We start from the raw sequence: 15,255 nt of genomic DNA, 5'->3' as shown, positions 1-15,255 counted from the left end.
ATCAATCTATTTTTTTTTTACCTTGAGGATAAAGAAAACAATACTGCCGCAAATCAAAGCTAGTATAATACCTACACAAGATGAACCTAAGAGTAATTTTAGGGAAAAAATTCTACCTTGTTTCCATAAGTCATCAATAACTAAACTTTTTTCAAGAATTTTATTAGAAGAATTATTTAAAAAAATCGAACCAACTTTATAGTTAAAATAATAAAGTGGAATATAAGTAAAAGGGTTGCTTATCCAGGTACCAATTGCTGCTAGAACAATATTTCCCTTGGCTATTTTTGCAAAAAATACTCCTATTAAAGTCTGAAACCCAAAAAAAGGAAAGCAGCCACTAAATACCCCTATAGCTAAACCTTTAGCATTAAAGAAAGGACTTCCATTCTGATTCCAAAATAATGATAGAATTTTCTTATAGGTAATATCTCTTTTAAATCTCATTCAGAAAGAAAATTTCAAAATTCTTGATAATCTTACTTAATTATCCATAACAAAGCGAGAGATGGATTCGATAGTTACTACAGAAGATACGATAGCCGCAATTGCTTCAGCTATAAGTATAGGGAAAGGAGGAGTTGCGATAATAAGAGTATCAGGGAAAGAATCAATAAATTCTTGCAAAAAGATTGTTCAAACTAAATCTAAATATGCATGGGAATCACATAGAGTTTTTCATGGTTTTATTCAGGAAAATAAACAAAATAAATTTATAGATGAGGTTTTAATTTTAGTAATGAAATCACCAAATAGCTTCACAGGAGAGGATGTTGTTGAACTTCATTGCCATGGAGGAATTATCATAGTGAATAAAGTTCTAAAGAGATTATTATCTAGTAATTCTAGAGTTAGACTTGCAAACCCAGGAGAATTTAGTCAAAGAGCTTTTCTTAATGGAAAAATAGACCTTACTCAAGCAGAGTCGATTAATCAATTAATTAATGCAAGCAATACAAGATCAGCAGAGTTAGCTTTTAGTGGGATTCAAGGAGAAATAAAGAAAACAATTAACGATATTAAAAATGACCTTATAAATCAACTTTGCGAAATAGAAGCGAGAGTTGATTTTGAAGAAGACTTCACAGATTTTGATTACACCAAATATCTAAAAAACATTAAAAAAGTAAAAGAGAAAATAAAATTACTAATAGAAAATGCAAAAAGAAATTCATATATTCACAATGGAATATCCATTGCGCTTATAGGTAAAACAAATGTTGGCAAAAGCTCTTTATTAAATTTGCTTGCAAAAAAAGACAAAGCAATCGTAACTAATATTCCTGGAACAACTAGAGATGTTATTGAAGTTAATTTAACTATTAATGATATTCCAATGAAAATAATTGATACTGCTGGCATAAGAGAAACTCATGAACAAATTGAAAGTATTGGGATTAAAAAAAGTTTTGGAAAAATAAAAGAGTCAGATTTTATAATTTATATTTATAGTCTTGAAGAAGGATTTAATGAAGAAGACAAAAAAATAATACAAGAAATTCCCAAAGAAAAATTAATTACTATTTTGGGCAATAAAAAAGATTTAATTGATTGCAAAAATATTAATTCAAATGAGTTAAAAAACACAATTTTTATGAGTATTAAGAATAATGATGGTGAAAGATTATTGATAGACACAATCATAAAAAAATGCGAATTAAAACAAGTAGAAAATATCAATATATTTTTAAACGAAAGACATCTAACAAATTTGTCTGCTTGCCTATCTAATTTAAATGATACTGATGAAATAATAAAAAATGAATTGCCATTTGATTTATTATCAATTGAACTTAGAGATGGAATTCAAAACTTATCTAAAATAACTGGTCAAGAATTAACAGAGGAACTTCTAGATAATATTTTTTCTAAGTTTTGTATTGGTAAATAAATTTGAGTTAAATTACATAGTGATATATAGTTGATTCTCTAACTTCAGTAGAATTCTTATTAATTAATTATTTTTAGTTTAGTGGATTTAAATACTCCAATAATAAGTAAAATCATTGATAATTGGATCGATGAAGATATAGGTAGGGGAGATCTTACAATTCCCTCTATTACGGAAGAGAATGGTAATGCATATTGGATTGCAAAAGAAGAGGGTATATTCTGTGGGGTTGAAATTATAAAAGAAATTTTTAGAAAAATTGATTTAAAAATCAGTCCAAAATTTAATATCTCTGATGGAGATAAATTTGTTAAAGATCAAAAACTCCTAGAAATATATGGACCTTCAAAGAGTTTACTCGCTAGTGAAAGGATTAGCTTAAATATAGCAATGCATTTATCTGGAATATCAACATATACAAAGAATCTTATAGATAAATTAGAAGGCACAAATATAAAATTAGCAGATACTAGGAAAACGACTCCTGGCTTAAGAATATTTGAAAAATATGCATTCAAATGCGGAGGTGGGGTGAATCATAGAATGGGATTATACGATGCTGCTATGATCAAAGAAAATCATATTGCATGGACAGATAATCTTAAGAATGCAGTACAAAAAATTCGCATAAATTCGCCTTTTACAACTCATATCATAATTGAAGCTGAGAATATCGAACAGGCAAAAGAAGCAGTATTAGCGGGAGCGGATAGTATCTTATTAGATGAAGTTAGTCCTGAAATAATCAAAAAAAGTGTTCAAGAATTAAGAGATTTATCAATTAATAGCTTAAAAAAAGAAGTCAATAAAAATTTGATAATAGAAGTTTCTGGAATAAACCCTGAAGAAATTTGTAAATATCTAATAAAAGGTATTGATTTGATTTCAACAAGTTCTTCTATTACCAAAAGTAATTGGATTGATTTAAGTATGCGTTATATTAATTAATCATATAGATAAATAATTGAAAAATAATGCTAATCATTTTTAAAGAATTAACAAATAACTTCGAACAAACTCTTTTAGATAGTCTAAAAAAAAATGATAAAGAAAGAGAATTCGAAATTCTTAGAAAAAATTTAATTACACAATCATCAAAAGAGGAATTTGGTGATTATCAATGTAATGTTTGTTTAAGTTTATCTAAAATATATAAAAAGAATCCAAGAGATATTTCTAATGATTTTATTAACCTTTTAAATAAAAATAAAAGCATAGCAAAATTATGTAAGAGTCTAGAAATAGCTGGACCTGGATTTATAAATATAAAATTAAAGGATGAAGTTCTAATAAATGAAATTAAATCAAATATTCAATGCCAAAGGGGTGGAGTACCTCAAATTAAAAAAGATTTAGTTAGTGGCTTATCAAATAAAGTCATTGTAGATTTTTCTAGTCCTAATATTGCTAAAGAAATGCATGTAGGGCATTTAAGATCAACAATAATAGGAGATTCAATATCCAGAATTTTCGAGTTAAGAGGTTATCAAGTATTAAGACTAAATCATGTTGGCGATTGGGGAACGCAATTTGGAATGCTTATTACTCAGCTCAAAGATTTATATTCAAATGATTTAGAGGAGATAGGCAAAATTAAAATAAGTGATTTAGTTGAATTTTATAAAGAATCAAAAAAAAGATTTGATAATGAATATGAATTCCAAAAAAGATCTAGAGAGGAAGTAGTTAAGTTACAAAGTGGAGATATTAAATCGATTAAAGCTTGGAAATTATTATGTGATCAATCTAGAAAAGAATTTGATGAAATCTATAAAAATTTAAAAATAAAAATAGAAGAAAGAGGTGAATCTTTTTACAATCCCTTCTTAAAATCAGTTATTGAGGATTTGAATTTAAAAAAAATATTAGTAGAAGATCAAGGAGCAAAATGTGTATTTTTAGATGGGATGAATAATAAAGAAGGCAAACCTTTACCACTAATTATTCAAAAAAAAGATGGGGGTTTTAACTATGCCACAACAGATCTAGCTGCTATAAGATACAGATTCAATAAACCTCCTAATGGTGATGATGCTTCGAGAATTATTTATGTAACTGATCATGGACAAGCAAATCATTTTGCTGGAGTTTTTCAAGTTGCAAAAAAAGCAAAATGGATCCCAGAGAATTGCCAAGTAGACCATGTCCCTTTTGGTTTAGTTCAAGGAATTGATGGCAAAAAACTAAAGACAAGGGAAGGTGAAACAATACGTTTAAAAGATTTATTAAAAGAAGCAGTTAGAAGAGCAAAAGAAGATTTATTGAAAAGATTAGAAGATGAAAATCGTTATGAGACAGAAGATTTTATTGAAAATACTTCAAGAATAATTGGATTAGGAGCTGTTAAGTATGCAGATTTAAGCCAAAATAGAATTACAAATTATCAATTTAGTTTTGATAAAATGCTTTCCCTAAATGGTAATACTGCTCCTTATTTATTATATACACTTGTAAGAATTGCAGGAATTAAAAGAAAAAATGATTTTGTTTATGACTCTAAAGATATTCAATATAAAAATTATGAACATAAATCTGAGTGGAAACTTATCAGAAAATTACTTAAGTTCGATGAAGTCATAATATCTATTGAAAAAGACTTAATGCCAAATAGATTATGCAATTATCTATTTGAGCTATGTCAGACTTTTAATAGATTCTATGATCAAGTTCCAATACTCAAAGAAGAAAAATATATAAAAATTTCTAGACTGAATTTATGTGATCTAACTGCAAAAACACTAAAATTAAGCTTAGAGCTTCTAGGAATTGAAACTTTAGAAAGAATGTAATGAATGATTTTGATCAATTAAATAATCTTTTCCCAAGACCAAGAGAAGAAATAATAAACATGCAGTCTTACTCTGCACCTTTAGAAAATAGAAGAAATTTGCTCCGCCTAGACTTTAATGAAAATACTCTAGGTCCAAGTCCTAAAGTTTTCGAGGCATTACAAGCGATAAAATTAAATGAGATTTCAATTTATCCAGAATATAATTTATTAAAAAAATTTTTATGTGATAAATATCTTGATTCAAGAAGATTTGATAATGATGAAATAGGAATTTTCAATGGAGCAGATGCAGCAATAAATGCAATCTTCGATTGCTTTGGAGAAAAAGATCAAATATTTCTAACCACGAATCCAACTTTTGGTTACTATTCTCCTTGTTCAGAAATGCGAGGAATGAAGAAAATAACTTGTTCTTACATTGGAGAAAATTTTCTATTTCCCATCGAAGAATTTAGTGAAAAAATTATAAAGTATAATCCAAAGTTAATATTTATTTGTAATCCAAATAATCCGACAGGAACAGTTTTAAGTTCTCAAGAGATAATTAACTTAGCAAATATCAAAAAAGATTCATTGATAATAGTTGATGAACTATATGAAAAATTTAATGGAGATAGTCTTCTTGAATCGATAGATTTTGAAAAGAATAATAATATACTAATAATCCAATCTCTATCAAAAACAGCTGGTTTAGCTGGTTTAAGAATAGGTTTTACTTTTGGCAATAAAAATTTAATTAATTACATTAATAAAGTTACAGGACCATATGATGTAAATAGCTTTGCTATAACGGCAGCATTAGCAGCACTTAAAGATAAATCATATATTGATAATTATGTTTTAGAAGTAAAAAAAGCAAGGGAATGGATTTTAAATAAATTTAAATCAACAAAAATCAGAACTCATTTTAATGGTGGTAATTATTTCTTAATTTGGCCCAAAAAAGATCCTAAAATTTTAATACAACAGATGAGACAAAAAGGTATTCTTATCAGAAGTATGGAAAATAAAAAAGATATTGGTAATTCAATAAGGGTTAGTATTGGAACTAAAGAACAAATGATTTTTTTCTGGGACAATTACAAGATCTTAGATTTAATAAATTAATTACCAAAAATATAAATTGTATTTTGATCGATACTTTTAGGTTTTATTTGAATATCTTTCTCAATATATTTTACCTTAAAATTTTTCATATTTTCGATAAACAAATCAGCATTTGAGAAATCACATTTTTTGTTAATTTTTTTACCTCGAGCAAAGTGAACAGGAATAACTACATTTGGTTTTAAGATCTTAACTATTCTTGAAGCTTCTTCCCCATCGTAAGATTTTATTCCTCCTCCAATCGAAATAAATAAGATATCTGGGCGAGACATAATAATTTGACTATTTATATCAATATCACCAGCAGCGCCTCCCATATGAACAATTTTAAGATCATTCTGCTCCCAACTCCAGACAGTTGCCATCCCAAATCTTCTTCCATCTACTCTGTCATGTGGCACGGAAATTCCATTTAATAAAATATCCTCAAATTGATAGATTCCTGGCTCTACAAACATTAATTGATTATTAGGGTTATATCCTTCATCTGGAAGCCTAGAACTAGCCAAAATAAAATCTGCGTTGACTTCTTTTGGCTCTTTTAAATTGCTTGCACAACCTATTGCTTTAAAGGGATTTATAAGAATCGATTTTTCAGAACTATTAATTAAGAAACTACTATGTCCCAGACTTTTTATTACTAAATTCCTTGCCAATAATGATGTAGGTAAAAAAGAGCTAAATAATATAAAAAAGAAAATGTTTTTAATTTGAGAAATCATATTATTAATTTTTTTATATTTTACTTTTGTTCAGCCATTTTTAGAAAATTACTAATTAATTTATGACCAAATTGCGTCAATACACTTTCAGGATGAAACTGTACTCCATGTAAATGCTTATAGTCTTTGTGAGAAATAGCCATAATAGTTGAGTCTTCTAACGTAGCAGTTATATCGAAACAAGATGGTAATGAAGTTGAATCAACTATAAGACTATGATATCTAGTCGCCACAAATGGAGTCTCGATATCTTCAAACAAACCTATTTGATTATGGAATATTTTGGATGTCTTACCATGCATAAGTTCTTTCCCAACTATAACCTTACCTCCAAAAGCTTGGGCCAAAGCTTGATGCCCTAAACAAACTCCTAATGTCGGAATATTTTTAGATAATTTTTTTAGTATTGGCATACAAATTCCAGATTGATCTGGATTACCAGGACCTGGAGATAATAGGATGCCACTAGGATTTAGTTTGATAATTTCATCTAAAGTAATTTCATCATTTCTTTTAACTATTAATTCTCTAGTTATTTCATGCTCAACAGAAAGTTCTCCTAAATATTGAACAAGGTTATATGTAAAACTATCGTAATTATCAATAACAAGAAACATATTTATATAGATTCAAATAAAAACTTAATTTTAGGAACAAAAATATATACTGCAATAATAACAGAATTAATGGAAGCTAATAACACTGCTCCTGCAGAAGTATCTTTTGAAATTTTAGCCAAACTACTAAATTCTTTTTTCACTACTAAATCAACTATTGATTCAATAGATGTGTTTAATATTTCTAATATTAAAACAGACATAATTGTAGCAATCAAAATTACATAATTACTTTGACTAATTTTCAGTAAAAAACCAATTATTAAACTTGTAACTGCAAAAATTAATTGAATTTTAAAATTTCTTGAAGTTTTTAATACGTAACTAATTCCACTTAAAGCATACTTAAAACTTTTTAATACATTACTAGAAGTTTTATATGATTCTTTTCTATTTTTTAGAGAGTTTATTTTTTTGTCCATAGATTTTTAATCTAATTTTTTAATTAAATATTCCTGAAAATTTAACATATTTTCTAAATCAAGATCATTATTATGTTCCCATCCCAAAAGATGTAAAAATCCATGACTAGCCAACCAGAGCATTTCTTTATAGACTGAATGTTTATATTCAAAAGATTGCTCAAGTGCTATCTCTAATGATATAAATATATCTCCCAACTCTATATGATCTAAATTATTTAGAGTTTCATCAGAAATGATTGGAAAAGATAGAACATCAGTTGGTCCATTTTTTTGCATCCACTTCTGGTTCATAAAAGCAATTTCTTTATTAGATATTATCTGTAAGCCTAATGAAAAAGATTTTTTTTTAAAAATGAAAGTTGGCAATTTATTATCATCTTTTTTTAATATTATTTTTATCCAAGATAAAAAAACTTTCTCCCAAAAATTCGATTCAAAGATAAGCTTATTTTTAGAATCTTTTAACTTATTTGAAAATCGAGAAAATTCATTACATTTAAAAACCAAATCTAAATTTATTTCAGAAATAATTTTTTCTGTCATACATTCTTATACAGGAATATTAGGCTTACCTATTGTGGCTACAAGTACTAATATCCCAATTAAAACTAGAAAGGTTATTGAAAAATGAGAAATACTTTTTGAACCCTTCCTTACCATATTCCGCATAGCAAGCTTTATAAAGCTTGGAGGAGAAACTTTTTTTTCTATATTTTCGTTTTTATTTTTCATTAGTTATTCAATAGATTCATTAGAAGAAATATTCATGCGTAATAATTCATGAATAAATGGTTCAAGTGCACCATCTAAAACGCTATCTAAGTCGTTAGTCTCTTGCATAGTCCTGAGATCTTTTACCATTTGATAAGGATGGAAAACATAATTTCTTATTTGATTGCCCCATGCAGCTTCCACAATATCACCTTTAATATCAGCGACTTCTGCAGCTCGTTGTTCTTTAGCAATCACTAGTAGTTTAGACTTAAGAAGTATCATAGCTTTTTCTTTATTTTGTAATTGAGATCTTTCTTGTGTACATCTTACTGAAATCCCTGAAGGCAAATGAACAATTCTCACCGCTGTTTCTACTTTATTAACATTTTGTCCTCCAGCCCCACCGGATCTACTTGTTGTAATTTCTAAATCTTTTTCAGGTATATCAAGTGAAATATTGTCATCTAATTTTGGCATGACCTCCACCCCAGCAAAGCTGGTTTGTCTTTTACCATTAGCATTGAAAGGAGAAATTCTTACTAATCTATGAGTTCCTTTTTCATGTTGTAAATATCCGTATGCATATTTTCCTTCAATTTCAAAAGTTACACTTTTGATACCTGCTTCTTCTCCTTGAGATAATTCATTGATAATTAAACTCATTTGATTATTATCGGCCCATCTTGAATACATTCTCAATAAGATCTCTACCCAATCCTGAGCATCTGTTCCACCAGCACCTGCGTTTATAGAAACTACTGCTCCTTCTTTATCGTATTCACCACATAACAATCTTTCAAATTCCCATTTATCCAAATTCTCTCTTAATTTCTTTAATCCCTGCTTTGATTCCAAAATCATTTCCTCTTCTGGTTCTAAAGAATAAAGCTCAAGAGAGGCATTAGCATCAGAAACAAAAGTTTTCCATTTATCCAACAATTCAAGTTGTGCCTTCACATCATCAAGGATTAACATTTGTTTTTTCGCTTCTTCTTGATTCTCCCAAAATTCAGGCTGAGCAGAAATTTGCTCTAACTCTCTCCTTTTCGCTTTTAATCTTGGAACGTCAAAGACAATCCTGAGCATTACCCAGGCGCTCTGTTAGTTCCGAAAGATCTTTTTTGAAATCTGTAATATCTATCAAAATAGAATTTAATCGTTATTTATAATCTAACAGGCACTTTTGTTTAATAGTATAAACTAAGTATTATTTTAAAGAAATGTCCAAAGTTGAAATTTATACTTGGCAATATTGCCCATTTTGTATTCGAGCAAAATCACTACTCAAGAAAAAAAATATAAATTTTACAGAATATAAAATAGATGGAGACGAAGATGCCAGAGCTTTGATGATTGAAAGAGCTGATGGTAGAAGAACATTACCACAAATATTTATAGATAATGAGGGTATCGGAGGCTGCGATGATCTCTACACATTAGAAAATGAAAATAAATTAGACGCATTAATAAACTAGATCTTATGAAATTTCTATTCGTGATAGATCCAATAAAAAATATAAATCCCTTAAAAGATTCAACTGCTGCTTTAATGCAAGCATCATCAAAAAAAAATATTGAAATCTGGAGTTGTACTCCTCAGGACCTTGAAGCTAGAGGTGATGAAGTATGGGCATCTTCCGTCAAAGTTGAAGTAAATCCGTGGATTTCTTTAAAAGATAATGATTGCATACCTCTCGCCGAATTTAATTGCATTTGGATGAGAAAAGATCCTCCTGTAAATGAGGCTTATTTATATGCAACCCATCTTTTAGAAGTTGCCGAAAGAAAAGGAGTAAAAGTAATCAACAAACCCTCATCGTTAAGAGCATGGAATGAAAAGCTAGGTGCTTTGAGATACAGCCACTTAATGGCACCTACAATAGTTGCGAGTAAGGTAAAAGATCTTATTAATTTTGCAAATATAAATAATGAAGTAGTCATAAAACCTCTTGGAGGAAAAGGTGGTCAAGGTGTTATAAGGATAAATAAAAAATCTCCAGGTATTAAATCAATCATTGAATTAATCACTTCTCAAGAAGAATTACCCGTTATGATGCAAAAATTTATTCCTGAAGTCATAGAGGGTGATAAAAGAATAATTATCGTAAACGGTGAAGCAATTGGATCAATAAATAGGATTCCTCAAGGAGGCGATTTTAGGAGTAATTTAGCGATGGGAGGAAAGGCTGAACCAACATTATTAACAGAAAAAGAAAAAAGTATCTGCTCAGAATTATCTCAAGACTTCAAAGATGAGGGTTTATTTTTTGTAGGTATTGATGTAATAAATGGAATGCTTAGCGAGATTAATGTAACCAGTCCAACAGGTTTAAGAGAAATAGAAAATTTATCCAATAAAAATGTTTCAGAGGAAGTTATTGAAAAATTATTGGAAATTATCTAGGACTTTTAGCGAAAAATATTTGTTTTACTATAGATTCAAATTTTAATTTAATCTCATCCATTTCTTTCTCTAAAACGGAGCCTGAAACTATACCTGAACCCGCAGTAAATTCAATATTTTCTTCAACATACCTAGCTCCTCTTATTGCTAAAAGAAAAGAAGCATTTCCTGATGAATCAACCCAACCCATTGGAGAAGCATAATTTCCTCTAGGAAAAGATTCAAGAGTGTTTATCCAATCCAATGCTGCATTTTTTGGGTAACCACAAACAGCAGGAGATGGATGTAAGTTTTTAAGCAATTCAAAAGGACATATATTTTCAACTTTAGAGAAAATGAGTGTTTGCAAATGAGAAATATCTCCAAATGAATTTACCTTTATATCACTTTTTTTAAAGTTTTTTATTTTTGAAACTTCTAAACATTTAATCAAATATTGTGTTACGTAATTATGTTCCTTTAAGTCTTTAGTACTTTTTAGGAGTTTATTAAAATTTGATTTAGTAGAGATAGTTCCAGCAAGAGCCTCCAAAGTTAAATTAGGTTTAGTAAAAGAAAATAATTTTTCTGGAGATGCTCCAAATAAAGTATCCTTACTATTTCTTTTCCAAACGTATCTGCATGTATTTGGATGATTCTTTTTTAATCTTTTTAAAATTTCTATTAAATCTAATTTATTTTTAAATTTTATTTTAATCCTATTCGCTAAAACTATCTTTTCGAGAATACCTTTTTCTACTAATTGAATTCCTCTATTTAATACTTTTTTCAAACTTGTATTAGAAGTTTCTAAGGAGTGCAAGAAATCATCAATAATTGGTAAATCAAAACTAGTATTTAAGCAAGATGATTTTATTAATTCTGAGCCAGAATTAATAACTTGATTTCTAATTGTCCATATTTCTTCAATTAATGTTCTTAATGATGATTTACCCTCAACATGACCATTGATTCTTAACCAGCAATTCTTATTACTTTTAATAATTAATATTTTTGGTAAGATAGCCTCCAAACTAGGGACATCAGAAGATAAATTCTTATTATTCAAGTTTTCAGAAAAAGAAAATAAATAAATTATTTTTGAAAGTGCAAAATTATTTGTTTCATTAGTTAAATTAATTAAATTTTTAAAATTTTCAGAATTAAACTCCTTGGCCAACTCAAATCTTTTTGGACCATCCAAAGTAACATATTTACATTTCTCAAAAGCAATATATGAAATACCATTAGATTCCTCCCAAAATGAAGAAAACGGATATTTATTTATAAACAATTCATATACTTGTAATAAATCAATACAAGGAATCTCAACACAAATACTTACTAATCCAGAATTTTCCACTTTCTTATCGAAAGAAGAAAATACATCTTTTAAAAAATCTGTTAAGTTTAAATCATTTTTCATTACTTATTGAAAATAACTAAAAATCATGCAATAAAGTAAAAAATGTAACTCAATTTATAAACTACATTTAATAATGATCGAATTTTGTGAGTAAATAAAAATGGAAGAAGATAAAAAAAAATTATGGAAACAAGCGATAAAATGGCCTCTTTATTCTGTTGCCATACTTCCGGTTTTAATAACAGGGGCTTATACACTCAATGAATATGAAAAGGTAAAAGTTTATAATTTAATTGCATTTACTTTAGCTGCAATTTTTATATTACTTTGGGAAAACCTAACTAATGATTTATTCGACGCAGAAACAGGAATCGATGAATTTAAATTCCATTCAATTGTAAATCTTGTAAAAAATAAAAAAATAATTTTATTTATTGCATATACATCTTTAGTTATTGGTTTATTAATAATTTCAATTATTTCAGTATCAACAAGTATAAACATTTTGATTTTGGTGGCATCTTGCTGCTTCTTAGGATATTTATATCAAGGACCTCCTTTTAGATTTGGCTATCAAGGTTTAGGAGAACCATTATGCTGGCTTGCATTTGGACCTTTTGCATACTCTGCAGTCTTAATTGCGTTAAATCCTTATAATATTTACTTCGAAGATATTCCCTGGAAAGTTTCTTTATTACTTGGTTCAGGACCTTCATTGGCAACAACTCTTGTATTATTTTGTTCTCATTTTCATCAAATTTCTGAAGATAAAAAGCATGGGAAAAATTCACCTTTAGTGCGCCTAGGTGCAAAAAAAGGTTCTCAATTTGTACCTTGGATAATTTTTACAATATATATTTTTCAACTTTTAACTATATTTACTGGATTTATTCCAGTGTTTTGTATCCTTTATTTGATTAGTTTTCCTCAAGCAATAAGACTCATAAATTTATTAAAATCTTCCTATAAAAAACCTTCTGCAACAAAAAATTCCAAATTCGTCGCAATAAAATTTCAAACTCTTAATGGATTTGGCTTAATCACAGGATTAATATTTAATTACTTGCTTAATAAATGAACTTAATATTTAAAAAAAAATCTTATAGCTTCAAGTTACCCACCAAAGTAAAAAATTCTAAAACCACTTACTTTACAAAATCGGGTTGGATAATTAAATTAACAAGCAATGATAAAAACATTGGGTTTGGAGAAGTATCACCACTTCCAGAAGAAGACTTAAAAAAGTGTGCGAAACAACTAGATATGATCCCTGAGTATGTAGACGTAAATAGTTTATCTGAGCAAATAAATATTTTTCACCCATGCATTCAATCTGCAATAAATTCTGCATTAGCTGAGATAAATGGAAGAATAATTTTTAAAGAAAACTATTACTTTGATGAAATTGATAAAACAGCCATACTATTAAATCCTGAAAATGTAATTTCAGATCTAAATGAAATTAAAAAAAGACAATCTAATATTGAAAAATCAGTAACCATAAAATGGAAAGTAGCATTAAAAAATAACTATGAGGAAGAAGCAACTTTAGAAGAAATTTTAAGCCAAATAGGGAATAATATTAAGATAAGAATAGATGCTAATGGTTCTTGGGGAAGAGAGATAGCTAATAGATGGGCTGATATTTTGAAGGATATCGAAAATATAGATTGGTTAGAACAACCTCTCTGTGTTGATGATATTGATGGACTGACAGAACTCAACAAAAAAATCCCTATAGCCTTGGACGAATCACTTTTAAAATTTCCAACTTTGATTGATGAGTGGAAAGGTTGGCAAATTCGAAGGCCTTCTCAAGAAAAAAATCCAGTTAAGCTTTTAAGAGAATTAGAAAATAAAAAAGCTTTAATATCTATAAGTACCTCATTTGAAACTGGTATAGGGAAGAGATGGCTTTATCATTTATCGTCTCTACAATTACAAGGACCAACTCCAAAAGTTCCTGGTTTAGCTATGAATAATTTCCCTAATTCGTTTCTATTTTTAAATGAAGCAAAAAAGATATGGGATCTCCTATGAAAAATAAAATTCATACTATTGAAGTTGAAAATAACGAAACTCAATCTGTAGAGAAAATTCTTAAAAAAATTAGAGAGAATAAAATTATTTATATAAAAAACAAATATTATGAAGACGCAGATGTATTAGATTCAATCACTGAAAATGGGCCAGCAATTATCTTAAACAGTAGTGGAAGTTCTGGAAAACCGAGACAATGTTTTCACCATTTGAATAATATTAAATTATCTGCAGCTACATCAGGTCAATGGCTAATAGAGCAAGGATTTGAACTGCAAAACTGCTTAATTTTAAATACTTTACCCCTGAACCATATAAGTGGATTAATGCCAATTTTTAGAAGTCAAGCTTGGGGATGTGATTGTATTAATATTTCTCCAAATTTAATAAAAAAAACTAGAGAACTTTTACGTTTTACAATTAAATCTAAAAAAAACAAAAAACACTTGATTACGTCATTAGTACCTACACAATTACAAAGACTTTTAACTCAAAAAGATGGTATTAATTGGCTAAAAATTTTTGATCTAATTTGGGTAGGTGGAGCTTCAATTTCAGGAGAAACTTCAGAAAAATGCATACAAGAAAAAATAAAATTAGCACCTTGTTACGGCTCAACTGAGACAGCGGCAATGGTTACTAGTTTAAAACCAAAAGAATTCTTAATGGGTTTTGAAAATGTTGGAGAAATACTACCTGATACAAAAATAAGAATTAACGCACAAGGATTAATCGAAATAAATTCAGCCAGAATTGGAATCGAAATAATAGACTCTTCAAAAACTGAAAATTTCAAAAATAAAAATGGGTGGTGGCAAACCGGTGATTTAGGTGAAATTAATCAAATAAATAATTCTTTATATTTAAACTTTCTTGGAAGAAGTGATAACGCTTTTAACTCAGGAGGAGAAATCGTTTTTCCAAAAGTAATTGAATCTCGATTAAATGATTTCATTAGGAAAGAAAATATCCCAATTAATAAATTCAATATTTCAAAATTGTCCGACAAATTATGGGGAAATAAAATTAAAATAATTGTGGAATATAAAGAACATACAAATCAAAAAAATATTGAAAATTCATTAAATTTATTAAAAAAATTTTCTCAAAGTTGGCCTAAACATGAAAAACCTGAAAAGTGGATTATTAAAAAAAATACCAGTGCAGAAAAAATAAACTATAAATTTAAAAAATAATAA

17 protein-coding genes are annotated in these 15,255 nt (G+C 28.2%); 9 read left to right on the top strand and 8 right to left on the bottom strand.

Annotated elements, in window-relative coordinates; all coding sequences use genetic code 11:
- Positions 1–6: 6 nt before the first annotated feature.
- Complete coding sequence (locus JJ844_04660) at positions 7–447, bottom strand: DUF2062 domain-containing protein (GenBank protein ID MBO6974969.1); 441 nt, start codon at positions 445–447, stop codon at positions 7–9.
- 61 nt (positions 448–508) lie between these two features.
- Between JJ844_04660 and mnmE the strand changes: the two genes are divergently transcribed.
- The 4 genes from mnmE to JJ844_04640 all read left to right on the top strand — a co-directional run bounded on the left by mnmE (position 509) and on the right by JJ844_04640 (position 5,789).
- A complete protein-coding gene (mnmE, locus tag JJ844_04655) occupies positions 509–1,891 on the top strand; it encodes a tRNA uridine-5-carboxymethylaminomethyl(34) synthesis GTPase MnmE (protein MBO6974968.1) in 1,383 nt (460 codons plus the stop codon).
- 81 nt (positions 1,892–1,972) lie between these two features.
- Positions 1,973–2,839 carry a carboxylating nicotinate-nucleotide diphosphorylase gene (gene nadC, locus JJ844_04650; protein MBO6974967.1) on the top strand — a complete coding sequence of 289 codons (867 nt, stop codon included), beginning with the start codon at positions 1,973–1,975 and terminating at the stop codon, positions 2,837–2,839.
- Between the two features lie 26 nt (positions 2,840–2,865).
- Positions 2,866–4,680: an arginine--tRNA ligase gene (gene argS, locus JJ844_04645; protein ID MBO6974966.1), complete on the top strand. Its 1,815-nt coding sequence runs from the start codon at positions 2,866–2,868 to the stop codon at positions 4,678–4,680.
- Positions 4,680–5,789, top strand: a complete 1,110-nt coding sequence (locus JJ844_04640) for a histidinol-phosphate aminotransferase family protein (GenBank protein MBO6974965.1) — start codon at positions 4,680–4,682, stop codon at positions 5,787–5,789. The genes argS and JJ844_04640 overlap by 1 nt, the downstream gene beginning before the upstream one ends.
- Here the strand turns inward: JJ844_04640 and JJ844_04635 are convergent.
- The 6 genes from JJ844_04635 to prfB form a co-directional block, all read right to left on the bottom strand.
- Positions 5,786–6,511: an MBL fold metallo-hydrolase gene (locus JJ844_04635; GenBank protein ID MBO6974964.1), complete on the bottom strand. Its 726-nt coding sequence runs from the start codon at positions 6,509–6,511 to the stop codon at positions 5,786–5,788. The genes JJ844_04640 and JJ844_04635 overlap by 4 nt on opposite strands.
- A 20-nt stretch (positions 6,512–6,531) precedes the next feature.
- Positions 6,532–7,128, bottom strand: a complete 597-nt coding sequence (locus JJ844_04630) for an aminodeoxychorismate/anthranilate synthase component II (protein MBO6974963.1) — start codon at positions 7,126–7,128, stop codon at positions 6,532–6,534.
- A gap of 2 nt (positions 7,129–7,130) precedes the next feature.
- The gene (locus tag JJ844_04625) at positions 7,131–7,550 is read right to left on the bottom strand and encodes a diacylglycerol kinase family protein (GenBank protein MBO6974962.1); all 420 of its coding nucleotides are present in this window, start codon (positions 7,548–7,550) and stop codon (positions 7,131–7,133) included.
- A gap of 6 nt (positions 7,551–7,556) precedes the next feature.
- On the bottom strand, positions 7,557–8,096 hold the full coding sequence (gene ybeY, locus JJ844_04620) for an rRNA maturation RNase YbeY (GenBank protein MBO6974961.1): 540 nt from the start codon (positions 8,094–8,096) through the stop codon (positions 7,557–7,559).
- Between the two features lie 6 nt (positions 8,097–8,102).
- The gene (locus tag JJ844_04615; GenBank protein MBO6974960.1) at positions 8,103–8,285 is read right to left on the bottom strand and encodes a DUF3285 domain-containing protein; all 183 of its coding nucleotides are present in this window, start codon (positions 8,283–8,285) and stop codon (positions 8,103–8,105) included.
- Positions 8,286–8,288: 3 nt separating this feature from the next.
- Positions 8,289–9,411, bottom strand: a protein-coding gene (gene prfB / locus JJ844_04610; protein ID MBO6974959.1) for a peptide chain release factor 2 whose coding sequence is annotated in 2 segments (ribosomal slippage) — positions 8,289–9,335 and positions 9,337–9,411 — 1,122 coding nt in all. Because the reading frame shifts where the segments join, the coding sequence is not laid out codon by codon here.
- Between the two features lie 76 nt (positions 9,412–9,487).
- On the opposite strand from prfB, the gene grxC reads away from it, so the two are divergent.
- Positions 9,488–9,742, top strand: a complete 255-nt coding sequence (gene grxC, locus JJ844_04605) for a glutaredoxin 3 (protein ID MBO6974958.1) — start codon at positions 9,488–9,490, stop codon at positions 9,740–9,742.
- Between the two features lie 5 nt (positions 9,743–9,747).
- Positions 9,748–10,671 (top strand): glutathione synthase, encoded by a 924-nt coding sequence (gene gshB / locus JJ844_04600; protein ID MBO6974957.1) that lies wholly within the window; start codon positions 9,748–9,750, stop codon positions 10,669–10,671.
- Here gshB and JJ844_04595 read toward each other — a convergent pair.
- A complete protein-coding gene (locus JJ844_04595; GenBank protein MBO6974956.1) occupies positions 10,664–12,076 on the bottom strand; it encodes a chorismate-binding protein in 1,413 nt (470 codons plus the stop codon). The genes gshB and JJ844_04595 overlap by 8 nt on opposite strands.
- A gap of 100 nt (positions 12,077–12,176) precedes the next feature.
- On the opposite strand from JJ844_04595, the gene JJ844_04590 reads away from it, so the two are divergent.
- From JJ844_04590 to JJ844_04580, 3 genes are read left to right on the top strand one after another with little or no spacing between them, the layout of a single operon-like run.
- Entirely contained in the window at positions 12,177–13,094 is a 918-nt protein-coding gene (locus JJ844_04590; protein MBO6974955.1) for a 2-carboxy-1,4-naphthoquinone phytyltransferase, read from the top strand.
- Positions 13,091–14,056, top strand: a complete 966-nt coding sequence (locus JJ844_04585) for an o-succinylbenzoate synthase (GenBank protein MBO6974954.1) — start codon at positions 13,091–13,093, stop codon at positions 14,054–14,056. Before JJ844_04590 ends, JJ844_04585 begins: the two co-directional genes overlap by 4 nt.
- Positions 14,041–15,252, top strand: coding sequence for an AMP-binding protein (locus tag JJ844_04580; GenBank protein ID MBO6974953.1), 1,212 nt, complete (start codon positions 14,041–14,043; stop codon positions 15,250–15,252). Before JJ844_04585 ends, JJ844_04580 begins: the two co-directional genes overlap by 16 nt.
- Positions 15,253–15,255 lie beyond the last annotated feature (3 nt).

Origin of the sequence: Prochlorococcus marinus CUG1435, from assembly GCA_017644375.1 — a bacterium.
GTDB lineage: Bacteria > Cyanobacteriota > Cyanobacteriia > PCC-6307 > Cyanobiaceae > Prochlorococcus_A > Prochlorococcus_A marinus_AH.
Note: the sequence above shows the minus strand (reverse complement) of the source record. Positions and strands in the feature narration are given on the sequence as shown.